This is a genomic window from Sediminicola luteus, assembly GCF_040566555.1.
Taxonomy (GTDB): Bacteria; Bacteroidota; Bacteroidia; order Flavobacteriales; family Flavobacteriaceae; genus Sediminicola.
The window spans coordinates 172,368-185,915 of sequence record NZ_JBEWYP010000005.1 but is presented as its reverse complement, the minus strand read 5'-3'; the positions used below and the strand labels follow the sequence as shown (position 1 = coordinate 185,915).

The following is a 13,548-nucleotide window of genomic DNA, read 5'->3' as shown; positions in this document are numbered from 1 at the left end:
TTCCGACTAATTGAATAGCGGAAAAATCAACGGGTAGATCCGTTTGGCAAATTGTTTGTAGGCTTTCCCGGATGGATGCAGGCCATCATTGGCCACCAAGGAAGGATCTTCAAGGCCTTTTCTAGTGATGTCAGTGATATTTACAAAGGGTACACCATTGTCCCTGGCAACTGTGGCGGCAAATTCGTTATAGGCATCAATTTCACGGGAAATTTTTTCCCCGTCCCTATTCTGCCCAAAGGGGGTAAAGGCATAGTCAGGAATGGAAACCACCAGCACGTTTTTAGGACTTCCGTTGGCCAAGGTAATGGCATGCTCAAGCAGCTCTGGAAACTCCTTCTCGTATTGCTCAAAAGGTCTGTTCTGAAATTGGTTGTTCACCCCTATCAATAAAGTAACAAGGTCATATGATGCTCTTTTAGTGCCGGAATTTACGGCAGTCTGCAAATTGTCCGTGCGCCAACCGGTAACGGCTATTATTTCCAATGCTATGCTTGTATTCAAGGATGTTTGTAGGCTGTCCTTTAGTTCGGCGGGAAAACTTTGATCATTGGGCACACTTTCCCCAACCGTATAACTATCCCCCAGGGCCAAGTAGTGAAAGGCAGCTGCGGATTCTATAGGGGGCTTGGGATTGTTGCTGTTGGAAAAGGCGTCTTCCCCGGTAGAGCAACTAAGGAGGATAAAACCAAAAGCCAAAGACAACAATGTACGCATGTAAATAGTGAATTTCTTACGTGTTTTTTTTAATCTTTTACAATGATCAAACTGGCCTTTGAGCCTGTGGATAAATTCCACCTGTTGGAATAAATGAGTTTTCCTTTGTCATCATATACGTCCACCTGGGCGGTATTGGGACCGGAGGATCCCTGGTTCAAGGCTTCAAAATCCAAACGGTTGAATCCTTTGTTCAGATCCAAATTAATTCCCTTAAAAGAGGCCGTTAGAAACAGATTGGGTTCCACAACCTGGTCATTGGCTGTTATTTTTACCCTATCGCCGTCTACAAATTCGTGGTCCCTACACACGATACCAACAAATTTGGAAGTGGTTTTTACATCACCCAAATACATGTCACCATAGTGGGCCTTGGAGGCGGTGCTTTCTTTTTCCCTGACTTTGGGATCAATCTTAAGGTCGTACCCTGCCTGTTTTAGCTCCGTGTCCGGAAGCATTTTAACATTTCTCGCCATCAAGGAGTCCTTCAGATTGTAATCTGGTTTTTTGTCCAGAACGGAAGGGAATTTTAAGGCCGTACCTTGATTGCTGGGCTTAATATCCAGGTTCTTGTCGCTATTTTCAATCTTTATAGATTTTATGGTGCCATCTAGCTGTCCAAAACTTTGGAGAGAAAAAAGCAATAAAAAAGCAAAAATCAAACTGAATTTCATAGTGATCCTTAAATACCAATATTGGGGTAAAAATAGCAAATACCCTGCCATGGGTGTTTAATTTGCTGTTAAATTCGATATCAGAAGCTAAGGATCTGCCATTAAATGGCATATTGACCTTAAGTTTTTTCGATTTGAAATAAACAATTCAATTATATCGAGTAAAATCTAAATGTTAAAGAAGCCAAATGAGGAACACAGGATTTGGCAGGTTGGGTCAGGGTGTGCTGTTGGTGTAAATTTTATTAAACAACTGCAGGTCAGCACTAAAAAAGATTTAAAAAGCGTGGTAAGGTGTGTTAAATACAGCGTTAATTACACGTGATCGGCATTGATTTGGCGATAATTTTCGTAAATTTAATAGGGAGCGGTTAAAATATCTTGACAGTTTTTTAATGAAACTTTATGGTAATTGAATTTGGTCAGATATTCAACTAATTTTTTAAGACCTATAAAGGGATTATGGGTATTGAATCTCTAAATGAAAAAGTATGAATCCACCTATTCTGTTTGCGTTGATTCTTGGATTGTTTTTACTTGCTGGAATTCGAGTTGTCTTTGAATATAAGAGGGCATTAAAATTCAGGTTCGGTAAATACATCAAAACGCTACAGCCCGGCTTTAGATGGATTATACCTTTTGTAGAGACCATACAAATGGTGGACATAAGGGTAATTACCTTTAATGTGGTGTCACAAGAAGTGATGACCGAGGATAATGTGCCCTGTAGTATAGATGGCGTAGTCTTTTTTAAGATCATTGATCCGGAAAAGGCCGTGTTGGAAGTGGAAGAATATAAATTTGCAATTACCCAATTATCACAGGCGGCACTTAGGGATGTTTGTGGGAAGGTAGAGTTGGATACCATTTTATCCAAGCGTGAAGAAATGGGCAAGAACATAAAATCCATTGTTGAGTTGGAAACAAAAGAGTGGGGTATAGAGATTATCGATGTTAAAATCAAGGATATTCAATTACCCGAAAATATGAAGAGGATGATGGCCAACCAAGCTGAGGCAGAACGGTCCAGAAGGGCAAGAATCATCCTGGCACTGGCCGAAGAACAAGCGGCAAGAAAATTACTGGAAGCGGGGAAGTTAATAGACCAATCCCCCTCGGCCATTAAATTACGCTTGTACCAGACATTATCACATATAGCAGCGGAAAAGAATTCTACCATTCTCTTCCCATTCCCTGAGGAGGTTTTACCAAGAAAAGCGAGAAAACAAAGGAAATCCGACCCAAAGGAATAAAGTAAACAAATAGCCACCGACCATTTTTTGAAAACCAGTTTGAACTGGGAAATTTGAACGTATGAGGGCTAACTTCCAAAAGTAAACAAGGCCCTTCCTCAAAGGCCCTCACCGCAAGTATCATAACCAATACAGGCGGTATTTGATTATTCTGCGAACACACTAAAACGGAATGTCATGAAACTCAAAAAATATCCAAAGGCGGACTTAAATCGCAACAGTGGGCTCTATTTTGTAATTGGGCTGGCTTTGGTGCTCTTTTTAACGTGGAGAGCTTTGGAATTTAAGACCTATAAAAAAGACGTGCAGGAGCGGAGAATTGTAGAAATCTTGGAAGCACCTAAAGAGGATGTGCCCATTGTTGAAGCCTTTAAAATACCACCCCCTCCAGCTCCTCCCGCTGCACCGGCAATCATTCAAGTTGTGGAGGATGTTGTGGAAATAGAGGAAACGGTCATCCAAAGCACCGAATCCAGTCAGGAAGCCATAATTGAAAAACCAATTATTAGGGTCGAAGAAATTGAAGTGGTGGAGGAAGAGGAAATCTTGGAGGTTCCTTTTGCCATAATCGAAAATGTCCCAATATATCCCGGATGTGATAAAAACATTAGCAATGAGGAACAAAAGGTATGTTTTCAGGCCAAAGTAATGGAACATGTGCGAAAAAACTTCACCTACCCGGAAGCGGCCGTAGATTTAGGAATTCAAGGTAGGGTGTACGTACAATTTGTTATTGATACTAAAGGAAACATAACCAATATTGCAACCAGGGGGCCCCACGCTTACCTGGAAAAGGAAGCTTACCGCATCATTTCTTCACTTCCTCCAATGACTCCTGGGAAACAAAGGGGAAGAGCGGTTAAAGTGCCTTATAATATGCCCATTACCTTTAGGTTGGAAGATGGTTAATCTAAGCAAAGGACAAGCACTGGCCTCAACATGACCTTGATCATTTTGGGACTGGTGGCACAAGAGTACTTTTGTGGGGTTACTTGATTATAAACCAAAAAGAAAGTCATGGGAATTTATCAAAAAATCTTACTATTAGGGGGTGTTCTACTCGTATTTGGTTGTGGAAAAGAGAAGGTGAATACAGCTAAAGCTCTTCAAAGTGAGGAGGATAGGGTAGAAATCATGGAGACCATTATCAATGATGACAAAATGATAAGTCAGTTTATGGATAAAATGATCGCTCATGAGGAAGCGAAACACCTTATGGGCGAAAAGCGCGACATGATGCATATGAAGGAAATGATGGGGGAAATAAGCAAAGATTCCACCAAGGCAGGTATGATGATGGATCATATGATGGCTATGATGGAAAAGGATTCGGCCCAATGTAGGATGATGTGCCGAAGAATGGCCAATAACCCACATATGAAAGGCATGATGATGCTAGACTCTACAAAAGTCTGTCCCATGCATGATTAGATAGCACTAGGTTTATAGTAAATTACTGGGTTTTGATTCTAATATGCTGGTTCCACATGGATGAGGACATCCGATATTTCTGGAAACTCAACCTGCAGTACATTTTTCAACCTATGGGCAATATCATGCCCTTCCCGCACACTGATATCCCCTTTTACTATAAGATGCAGGTCCACGTGAAAGGTTAGCCCGGCCTTACGTACAAAACATTTTTCAGTGCCAATGACACCTTCCACTTTTTTGGAGGTTGCCCTTATGTCGGAAATAAAATCATCGTACATATGTTCATCCATGATTTCTCCCAGCGCAGGTCTAAAAATCTTAAAGGCGTTGTACATGATAAAGCCAGAACCCAAAAGTGCCGCCCAGTCATCAGCAGTCTCATAACCCTTTCCCATATAAATGGCTATGGAAATTCCGATAAAGGCCATTAAGGAAGTGACAGCATCGCTTCGGTGATGCCAAGCATCGGCCTGTAAAGCGCCACTTTTGGTCTCCTTTCCTTTTTTTGAGACAAACCGATAGAATATCTCCTTAATGATCACAATAATACCCAATACCACGAGCGTGAATTTTTCAGGTACCTTATGCGGGGTTAGGATATGCTGTATGCTTTCATAGGCGATGACGGTGGCGGAAACCACTAAAAAGCCAACCACTACAAAGGTGAGCAGGGGCTCTGCCTTACCATGTCCGTAAGGATGGTTCTCATCTGCTGGTTTGGTGGCATATTTTAACCCAAAAAGCACTAGGATGGAGGAAAACACATCTGTTGTAGATTCAATAGCATCTGCAATGAGGGCATATGAATTTCCAAAAACACCAGTGATACCCTTCGCAACAGCCAACGCCAGATTCCCAAAAATACTGAGATAGGTGGTCCTAATGGCCTTTTCTTTATTGGTAAAATTACTCACGTTATGAATCACATTTTAGGAACTGCAAACTTATGGAAAATTAGCGCCAGCTGTGACGCCTTTCCAAGGTATATATGTTGCTGTTATAGTTTATAGGTTTTTGGCTTTTTTGAAGGCCAATAACTTTTGGGGTCCTTCCAATAGTACCCTTACAATCTGGAGTGTCCCATCGGTTTTGGTGGCTATTTGCCATTTTATAAGGGAGATGGCCCCATTTTCTATTTCGAGGCCTGTAATGCTCCTTGGGTGCACACAACTCCCATCATTGAAAAACGGAATTTCCCCTGGGGAAGGGAATCGGGGGCGGTGGGTATGCCCAGATATGGTCAATTGCTCATCATTTTCGAGAATCCATTTTTTTATCCTTCTCTCCACTTTGATCAATTCCTTGTAATTTTTTGCGGGACTGGTAGGGTCCGCGATGCCCCATACCTGTAAGGGCTTCCAAAGGACCCGTACCAAAAATCTACCCCAGCGCCAAAAGGTATAGTTCCACCAATCGGCCTGATGGCCATGGGTTAAAAAAAGTTCTTGCCCCGTCTCACTATGTTTTAGGACCACTGCCTCATGATAGGTGATCCCCTCAAATAGTTCCTTATTGCAATTGTCTATAGGCTCAAAATAACTGGAGAGATGTTCCTTCACATAATTTGGATCCTTATAGACCATATCGTGGTTTCCCCAGATCATATGCAGGCGCTTTTCCAGATGAAAATCCCTTAGTAATTGATAAATATTTTTATGGGCCTCAAAAATGGGTTCAAAGGACAGATGCTCCCAAAGTTCGTCTCCGTCTCCCAGTTCGCAGTATTGAAAACCCCTGTTGAAATATGTTTTTAAGGCATGGAAATAGATGTTTCTATTATTGGCAAAGTCGTCTGCAAAACTATTATCGCCCCTGTGACAGTCACTGAAAAGTATAAATTTGGAGGTGTCATCAAAGGAAACCACCTTGGCATTGGTATAGGCTCTAGTTAAGCGTGATTTGGAAGACATTTATTAAATTTATATAAATATCCAAAAAAGTGATGGATCAGAAGGAATTTAGGCTCAGAAATATATGCGCTTTATTTTGTAATTTTGGGTGTTATTGTTAGACAAATATAAAATGGAAAAGGTAAAAAGAGGAGAGACGCCATTGGTGCAGCTCATAAGTTTCAATACATTATTGAAACAGTATGAAGCTATGGCCAATAGTGAGGATAAGTTTCTCGCCACAAAGGCCAAACTTATCTTAGAGGCTGCGGCACCATTTCCAGAATTAAGAGAGGGTTTTTCGGATGTTTCTATTTTGGAGAAGCACAAGGATTTGATCAAGTATATCCTCCAGGACACCTTTCCGGTAATATTAGGGTCCAATGAGATCAAAACTGCCTCATTGCCCTTTGAAAATGTAATCTTTAATTCCTCACCTCGATTTAAGAAAATATTGGCGGATGCTGGGGACGACTTTAACTTGGAAATTCGGGACAATCCGGAGAAGTTAAATTATATCTTGAGCTGTACGGTCATCTTGAATTTCCACTATGGCTTTCATTTAGATTTTAAAAGGCCGCTTTTTTATGATATCCCTGATGCCAATGGGGTAATGCGAAATTACCGCATCTTATACAATGCAGATTTTGTTGAGATCATTCCCACCGAATTGGCGAAAGATTTGACGCAAGATGATGTAGACGAGTTGTTGGAACGTTTTGATGATCTGGAGTTGTGGAAGGAAAAAATCCCTCCCAATAGTTTCCTTTCAAAAGGCTTTGTAATCTCCAATATGTTCGATGTAACAGCCGAACAATCCATTTCCGAGATCAAATCGAGCTTAATTGCATCAAATAAAAGAGGGACAGAAAATTTTGTACAAAACTTACAGAACACCTTTAAATCCCTTTTCAATATCCCGGATATAAGGGTAGGGTTTGTCAATTATAATCCTAAAAAGAACCAGTTTGAAAAGGTCTTTGGGCTCCATATAGAAAGCTATATCCTCAACGGAGAGGAAATGGAAAGATGTGACGAGGCATTATGTCAAGCATCTTTTGAGAAATTAATTAGTCAAAATACCTTCTTCTCCATTGCAGACGTAGAAAAGTATTTTAAGCTTTCAAAGAAAAATAGACTTTATAGCGCCTTGAAAGAACAGGGTGTAAAAAGTGCAATCTTGGCCCCAATTGCCGATAATGGAAATTTATTGGGTGTACTGGAGCTTGTTTCGGAAAACCGAAATGCCCTAAACAGTGTAAATGCCACGAAGTTAACAGACGTGATGCCATACATCGTTTCTTCGGTATTGCGATCAAAAATAGAAGAGTCCAATTTGGTGGATGTGGTTATTCAGCACGAATGTACCTCTGTTCACTCTTCCGTTTATTGGCGTTTTAAAGAAGAGGCCAAGCGTTTTATTGCCGATGATGTTCAAGGCCTGCAACCCGTATTTAGGGAAATAGCGTTTAAGGACGTCTATCCCTTATATGGTCAGATAGATATAAAGGATTCTTCACATGCGAGGAATTCCGCAATTCAGCGCGACCTGCTCATCCAATTGTCCGAGATCAATACTATTTTGGCTGAGGCTTGGGAAAGTAAAAAGCTACCGATTTATGAAGAACTCATGTTCAGGGTAGACAACCATATCAATGAAATTAAAGAAGTACTCGACACCACAAGTGAGCAAGTGATCTTTGACTTTGTGGTTAATGAGATCAACCCCGTATTCAACCATCTTAAAAAGAAGGATAAGGAACTTTATAAATCCATCATGACCTATGAGACCCATATAGATGGGGCTACCCATTCCTACTACGACCACCGTAGGAATTATGACGAAAGCGTCATGCTGATCAATAAAAAGTTGGCGGCCGTAATAGATAAGAAACAGGAAGAAGCGCAAAAAATGTTTCCCCACTTTTTTGAACGGTACAAGACAGATGGCGTAGAGCACAATATGTATATTGGGGATTCTATTGTTGGGGATAGGGATTTTGATCCCATTTACCTCAATAATCTTCGCTTATGGCAATTGCAGGTTATGTGCGAAATGGAAAACAGTTATTACAACTTAAAGCCAAAATTACCGGTACAGTTGGATGTTGCTTCTATGATCTTGGTGTACAATACCTCTTTGTCCATCCGATTTAGAATGGATGAGAAACGCTTTGATGTGGATGGCACTTATAACGCAAGGTATGAGGTAATAAAAAAGAGAATAGACAAATCCTATATCAAAGGCACGGATGAGCGCCTGACCCAAAAAGGGAAGCTCAGTATCGTCTATTCACAAAAGAAGGATGAATTGGAATACCTCAGGTATATTAAATTTTTAAAGTCCAAAGGCTACTTCACAAATAATATAGAGATCGTGGAACTGGAAGGTCTTCAGGGGGTCTCTGGTTTAAAGGCCATACGGGTAGAATTCCTCTATACCAAAGGCAAAGAAACTGAACGTACTTTCACCTACGATGATCTTATTCATGAGATAGAGTCTTAGGAGTTTATAACTATAAGTAAAAAACCATCAATGCTGCTAAAGGCAAATTGATGGTTTTATTGTTTCATGCCCTTGGATTCCAAGAGGGCCAAGAGATTTCTATTGTACTATTGGTAATGCCCTATCTGGACCAAAATATTTAAAGAAAAATGCAAAGGCTATTACAGATAAGATCATGCCGATCATAAAGATGGTATAGGTCCATCTCAATAACTTGTATTTTCTGTTGAGGACCAATCCCAAGAAGTAAAGATCCTTGGTCAGGGAGGAATAAATGTAATCCCTATCCTTTATCAATTCATTGATGGCCCACTCATATTCCTTTAATCCCATTTGATGGAAATTTCCAAAAAAGAGCAGGTTTACCCTCTTTTGGTCGACATCTTCTTTGGTGAATTCTCCCCTAGTCACATTTGGGCGTGTGGCCATAACAGCAAGTACCATGGAGACCACACTGAACAATACAAAAATAATTGTTGGGTAAATTAAATAGTCATTGGAAGGGTTGTCCAACTTTGGAATTAGATTGGATAAGGCCAGGGAAATGATGATTGCATTTACCGAGAGCAGGATGTTGGCCTTGGTATCGGCAATATCACTTAAGGTCAGATGGTTTCTCAGGGTAACCCTGAAAAGGGTCTGTATGCCCCGATCTGGACTTTCATTTTTGAGTTTTGCTTTTAAGGACTCTTTTTTGATCAGCTTTTTTTCCGATTTTTTGCCCTTGACCAGTTTTTTCAGGTTCTTATCTTTTCGTTTTTGCCAGTTTTTCTTGGCATAATCCGTGTAAAACCGGTGCTCCGTACGGAACATTTTGATGTTTTCGTTCCTCCAGTCTTTCGTGGAATAATGGGCAATATCTAATTTTGAAAGCTCTTCGCGCAATAATTCGGAGGTGGCTATATAGGATTTGCTGGACAGATGTGAGGAGTCGGCATCCTTAAGGATCTCCTCGGATAGATCTTGAGGGGTATAAAAGCGTTTGGTGGCCATGATCAGACGACAAATCTCTTTTATTCCTGCTGTATCATACTTTTTCCCTTCAAGATATTTTTTGGCTATCACACAGCTTTTTTCTTCGTGATCCAAGGATCCTTCAGTATAACCTGTATCATGAAACCAAGCTGCCAATTCAATTGCTTCATTTTCTTTATCATTCAAGTCATAAGCGTCCAACAATTCTTTAGTATTTTTAACAACTCTTTGGGTATGCCTTAGGTTGTGGTATAAATAATTGGAGGACAACTGTTGGTTCAATAAATTGGTAACAAAATCTTCGGCTTCCTTAATAATATTTGACATACATCATTTTTACGGTTCCTAAATTACAAAATTAAATTTTCTAACTTTATTGGTATGCATAAACATTTTACCCTTATTGCGATTCTTCTCTTGTTTGTTAATTGTGCTACATATGAGGCAAAATATCTCAATGAGGAAAATGCCGAGGATAAGACTACCACTAAGGAGATTTCCCATACTTTTTATCTGATAGGTGATGCCGGGCTATCGCCCAAGGGAGGGATGAATCCTGCATTGAAAATTTTTCAAGAGAAATTAAAAAAAGCCGATACCAATAGTACAGCGGTATTCCTAGGGGATAACATCTATCCTGCTGGCCTTCCCAATCCAAAGGATTCCACGGTGGCTTATTTCAATGCCAAAAACCATTTGGATGCCCAACTGAACACGGTTAAGGATTATCGTGGACGGGTCATTTTTATACCTGGCAATCACGATTGGTATACGGAAGGTTTAAAAGGGTTAAAAAGACAGGAAGAATATGTAGAGATGACCTTGGATAGAAAAGATTCCTTCTTGCCAGAAAATGGATGTCCCTTGGAAAAGGTGGACATCAATGAGGAGGTGGTGATGATCGTTATGGATACGGAATGGTACTTGACCAATTGGAATAAAAGACCGTCCATGAACGAGGACTGTGAAATAAATAGCCGTGAGAAATTTTTTGCCGAGTTGGAGGATGAAATCAAGAAAAATGCTGGAAAAACAATCCTACTGGCCATGCACCATCCCATGTTCAGTTATGGGCCACATGGGGGGCAATATACCCTGTACCAACAATTTTATCCAAAGAGCAAGGTGGGACCACTTCCTATCTTAGGTACGTTGGTGAATTTATTTCGGAAAACTGCGGGTGCCTCAATAGAAGATATGCAGAATAAAAGGTATCAGGAGTTGATCAATCGCATAGTAACCTTGGCCAATTATTCTGAAAAAGTTATAGTGACTTCAGGGCACGAACATTCCCTTCAATATATTGTAGAGCGAAATGTACCACAGATAGTCAGTGGGTCTGGCGCAAAAAAGGGAGCGACAAATTTATTGAATGGCAGTAAGTTTTCCACGGGGCGCATGGGATATGCCATACTTGAGGTCTATAAGGATGGTTCCTCTAGGGTGCGTTACTATGGAGTGGACGCCAATGATATTGAAAAAGAGGAATTTCTTTTCACTTCTGGAATATATACAAGGGATACCACAGTAAATGAGAACAAGTATCCCTCTAAGTTTCCAAAAGAAGTACAAACCTCCATTTATACAGAAGAGGAAGTAGACAAGAGTGCCTTTTTTAGAGCTATCTGGGGAGAGCGGTACAGGAAATATTATGGGACAAAAGTTACGGTTCCTACGGTCGAATTGGATACGTTATATGGGGGACTAACCCCTATTCGTAAAGGAGGCGGACATCAATCCAAGTCGCTGCGCCTCCAACATAAAAGCGGGAAGGAATATGTAATGCGCGCCCTAAAAAAAGAGGCGGAACGCTATTTACAGGCGATGGCCTTTAAGGATCAGTACATTATTGGAGATTTTGAAGAAACGTACACCGAGGGCCTATTGGAAGATTTTTACACCGGTGCACATCCCTATGCCCCCTTTACCATGGGCATCCTTTCCGATGCTGCCCAGATATACCACACCAATCCCAAATTGTTTTATGTTCCCAAGCAACCGGCATTGGAAGATTTTAATACAGGTTTTGGAGATGAGCTCTATATGATAGAAGAGCATGTATCCGAAGGACATGATGATTTAAATAGCTTCGGGAATGCCAAGGATATTGAAAGCACCTATGATTTATTGGAAAAATTAAGGTCAGACGAAAAGTATATCGTTGATACGGATATGTATATAAGGGCAAGGCTCTTTGATATGGTCATTGGGGATTGGGATCGTCATATGGACCAGTGGCGATGGGCAGAGTTTAAGGACGAAATACCGGACAAGGTGTTATACCGACCTATTCCAAGGGATAGGGACCAAGTTTTTTCCATTATGGGTGACGGTTTATTAATGAATATCTCCACCAGGCTTATCCCTGCTTTGAAGCTTATGGAAGGGTTCAATGAGAACATCCGTAATGTCAAAACCTTTAATTCCAATCCGTTTTCATTGGATATGACCTTGCTTAATGGCACCAAAAAAGAGCAATGGGAGAAACAAGTTTTGCTATTGCAAAATAGCATTACAGAAGGGGTAATAGATGAATCCTTGGCAATGTTTCCTAAGGAGGTACAAGATGAAACCCTAGGAAAGATTAAAAGGATAATGTTGTCCCGATTGGAGGCGCTACCCAAAATTGCAGACGATTATTACAAGGCATTAAGCCGACTTACGGTAGTGACCGGGACCGATAAGGACGATTGGTTCGATATTAATATACTTGCCAATGGAGATGTGGATATAAAGGCATATAGAATAATTAAAGGGGAAAAGGAAAAGCTATTTTTTGATAAGGTCTTTGATAGAGGGACAACAAAAGAAATTTGGATCTACGGCCTCAATGATGGGGATCATTTTGAAACCATGGGAGAAGGTAATTCATCCATTATCATAAAATTAATTGGGGGTAATGGAACCGATACCTATAAAATTGGAAACGGTGCCAATATTGCCATTTACGATTACAAATCCAAGGACAACAAAATTGAACAAACAGGAGGCGCTAAAGTTAAATTGACAGATGAGTATGAAACGAATACCTATCAGCCTTTAAAATTGATCAAAAAACAGAATCAATTGGTACCAACGGTAGGCTTTAACCCCGATGACGGTTTAAAATTGGGAATCAGCAATACGTTCACTGTTTATAAACTAAGACAAAATCCGTTTACTACCCAACACACTTTTAATGCCGGTTATTATTTTGGCACAAGTGGGTTTGACCTTAATTATTCGGGGGAATTTGCCCATGTTTTTGAAAATTGGAACCTGATGGTCAATGGTAGGTTCACCAGTCCTAATTTCAGTATCAATTTCTTTGGCTTTGGGAATGAGACGGAAAATCCAGATGATGAATTGGAGCTCGATTATAACAGGGTTCGGTTAAAGACGTTGAGCTTTGCCCCATCTATTATATGGAGGGGTGAGTTGGGTGCCAGCTTTAGAACAGGGATATCCTATGAGCATATAGAAGTTGAAGAAACTTCAGATCGTTTTATCAACACCTTCTATGTTGCCAATGGGGAAGAAAATAGCAAGCAGTTTGTTGGAATAGATGCCGTATACGACTATTCAAATGTTGATAATGCCGCATTTCCTACGTTGGGGATGGGATCTTCCTTGGAAGTAGGGTATAAAACAAATGTAGATGGGGAAGCGGAAAGCTTTGGGTATATTATCCCCACACTTTCGTTGGACCATAAACTTATACCCAGTGGCAAACTTGTATTGGCCACCAAATGGAAGGCCCATTTTAATATTGGAAATGGATACGAGTTTTACCAAGGTGCCAGCATAGGGGCTACTGACGGTCCTCGGGGCTATAGGAATCAAAGGTTTGTTGGGAAGACTTCCTATTATCAGAATACTGATTTAAGGCTGAGGTTGCGCAAAATGAGAACTGGGATCTTGCCCGTATCCCTGGGGATGTACGGAGGTTTTGATTATGGAAGGGTTTGGCAGCCAGGCCAGGCTTCCAATGAATGGCATACATCTTATGGGGGAGGTTTATTCCTAAACGCCGCAGACCTGATGTCTTTTAAAGTGGCGCTATTTTATAGTGAAGAAGGTCCACGATTGTCCTTTGGTCTAGGCTTTGGCTTCTAATCTAA

At 40.6% G+C, this 13,548-nt stretch carries 10 protein-coding genes; 5 read left to right on the top strand and 5 right to left on the bottom strand.

Annotated features, from left to right (window positions below; all coding sequences use genetic code 11):
• Nucleotides 1-6: 6 nt before the first annotated feature.
• Nucleotides 7-717 (bottom strand): SGNH/GDSL hydrolase family protein, encoded by a 711-nt coding sequence (locus ABXZ32_RS10555; protein ID WP_354618642.1) that lies wholly within the window; start codon nt 715-717, stop codon nt 7-9.
• Nucleotides 718-746: 29 nt separating this feature from the next.
• Complete coding sequence (locus ABXZ32_RS10550; protein WP_354618641.1) at nt 747-1,391, bottom strand: hypothetical protein; 645 nt, start codon at nt 1,389-1,391, stop codon at nt 747-749.
• 491 nt (nt 1,392-1,882) lie between these two features.
• On the opposite strand from ABXZ32_RS10550, the gene ABXZ32_RS10545 reads away from it, so the two are divergent.
• From ABXZ32_RS10545 to ABXZ32_RS10535, 3 genes are all read left to right on the top strand, one after another.
• Complete coding sequence (locus tag ABXZ32_RS10545) at nt 1,883-2,644, top strand: slipin family protein (RefSeq protein WP_354618640.1); 762 nt, start codon at nt 1,883-1,885, stop codon at nt 2,642-2,644.
• A 177-nt stretch (nt 2,645-2,821) separates the two neighbouring features.
• Nucleotides 2,822-3,553, top strand: a complete 732-nt coding sequence (locus ABXZ32_RS10540) for an energy transducer TonB (protein WP_354618639.1) — start codon at nt 2,822-2,824, stop codon at nt 3,551-3,553.
• Between the two features lie 108 nt (nt 3,554-3,661).
• On the top strand, nt 3,662-4,075 hold the full coding sequence (locus ABXZ32_RS10535; protein WP_354618638.1) for a hypothetical protein: 414 nt from the start codon (nt 3,662-3,664) through the stop codon (nt 4,073-4,075).
• Between the two features lie 38 nt (nt 4,076-4,113).
• On the opposite strand, the gene ABXZ32_RS10530 is transcribed toward ABXZ32_RS10535, so the two are convergent.
• Together ABXZ32_RS10530 and ABXZ32_RS10525 are read right to left on the bottom strand one after the other, a co-directional pair.
• Nucleotides 4,114-4,992: a cation diffusion facilitator family transporter gene (locus ABXZ32_RS10530; RefSeq protein WP_354618637.1), complete on the bottom strand. Its 879-nt coding sequence runs from the start codon at nt 4,990-4,992 to the stop codon at nt 4,114-4,116.
• 90 nt (nt 4,993-5,082) lie between these two features.
• Nucleotides 5,083-5,988, bottom strand: a complete 906-nt coding sequence (locus ABXZ32_RS10525; RefSeq protein ID WP_354618636.1) for a metallophosphoesterase family protein — start codon at nt 5,986-5,988, stop codon at nt 5,083-5,085.
• Between the two features lie 112 nt (nt 5,989-6,100).
• On the opposite strand from ABXZ32_RS10525, the gene ABXZ32_RS10520 reads away from it, so the two are divergent.
• Complete coding sequence (locus ABXZ32_RS10520; protein ID WP_354618635.1) at nt 6,101-8,473, top strand: GAF domain-containing protein; 2,373 nt, start codon at nt 6,101-6,103, stop codon at nt 8,471-8,473.
• Between the two features lie 99 nt (nt 8,474-8,572).
• Here ABXZ32_RS10520 and ABXZ32_RS10515 read toward each other — a convergent pair whose 3' ends face one another.
• Nucleotides 8,573-9,775 carry a Pycsar system effector family protein gene (locus ABXZ32_RS10515; RefSeq protein WP_354618634.1) on the bottom strand — a complete coding sequence of 401 codons (1,203 nt, stop codon included), beginning with the start codon at nt 9,773-9,775 and terminating at the stop codon, nt 8,573-8,575.
• 54 nt (nt 9,776-9,829) lie between these two features.
• Here ABXZ32_RS10515 and ABXZ32_RS10510 point away from each other — a divergent pair, with 54 nt between their 5' ends.
• Nucleotides 9,830-13,543 (top strand): metallophosphoesterase, encoded by a 3,714-nt coding sequence (locus ABXZ32_RS10510; RefSeq protein WP_354618633.1) that lies wholly within the window; start codon nt 9,830-9,832, stop codon nt 13,541-13,543.
• Nucleotides 13,544-13,548 lie beyond the last annotated feature (5 nt).

Coding starts and splice junctions, on each gene's coding strand:
- ABXZ32_RS10555 (WP_354618642.1), bottom strand. CDS start 717: ATGCGTACATTGTTGTCTTTGGCTTTTGGTTTTATCCTCCTTAGTTGC.
- ABXZ32_RS10550 (WP_354618641.1), bottom strand. CDS start 1,391: ATGAAATTCAGTTTGATTTTTGCTTTTTTATTGCTTTTTTCTCTCCAA.
- ABXZ32_RS10545 (WP_354618640.1), top strand. CDS start 1,883: ATGAATCCACCTATTCTGTTTGCGTTGATTCTTGGATTGTTTTTACTT.
- ABXZ32_RS10540 (WP_354618639.1), top strand. CDS start 2,822: ATGAAACTCAAAAAATATCCAAAGGCGGACTTAAATCGCAACAGTGGG.
- ABXZ32_RS10535 (WP_354618638.1), top strand. CDS start 3,662: ATGGGAATTTATCAAAAAATCTTACTATTAGGGGGTGTTCTACTCGTA.
- ABXZ32_RS10525 (WP_354618636.1), bottom strand. CDS start 5,988: ATGTCTTCCAAATCACGCTTAACTAGAGCCTATACCAATGCCAAGGTG.
- ABXZ32_RS10520 (WP_354618635.1), top strand. CDS start 6,101: ATGGAAAAGGTAAAAAGAGGAGAGACGCCATTGGTGCAGCTCATAAGT.
- ABXZ32_RS10515 (WP_354618634.1), bottom strand. CDS start 9,775: ATGTCAAATATTATTAAGGAAGCCGAAGATTTTGTTACCAATTTATTG.
- ABXZ32_RS10510 (WP_354618633.1), top strand. CDS start 9,830: ATGCATAAACATTTTACCCTTATTGCGATTCTTCTCTTGTTTGTTAAT.